Here is a 237-nt window from a genome sequence, read left to right as displayed (position 1 = left end):
CGTCAGTTCCATATCCAGGGGTTCTGTCTGCACTTACAAAAGCTCCAGATCCAGTTGGTGTATGAGCATAATCCAAACGTCCATTATAAGAATCAGGTTTAAGCCCATGTGAATCCCATGCTTTTGAAGCACTGATTGACCCATCCAGTCTTTGGGTGTCACTTTCGAAAATGGTACCTTTTTGGCCCAATCCATATCCGTCTTGATTGAGTCCCCAAGTAGTGTCCCTTCTTTGTC

The 237-nt window shown here is 44.7% G+C and carries 1 protein-coding gene; it reads right to left on the bottom strand.

Annotated elements, in window-relative coordinates; all coding sequences use genetic code 11:
* Positions 1–33 precede the first annotated feature (33 nt).
* The coding region (locus tag J2D73_RS20475) for a hypothetical protein (protein WP_207884269.1) at positions 34–237 on the bottom strand (204 nt) is incomplete at its 5' end.

The organism is Acetobacter sacchari (assembly GCF_017377715.1).
Lineage (GTDB): Bacteria > Pseudomonadota > Alphaproteobacteria > Acetobacterales > Acetobacteraceae > Acetobacter > Acetobacter sacchari.
Note: the sequence above shows the minus strand (reverse complement) of the source record. Positions and strands in the feature narration are given on the sequence as shown.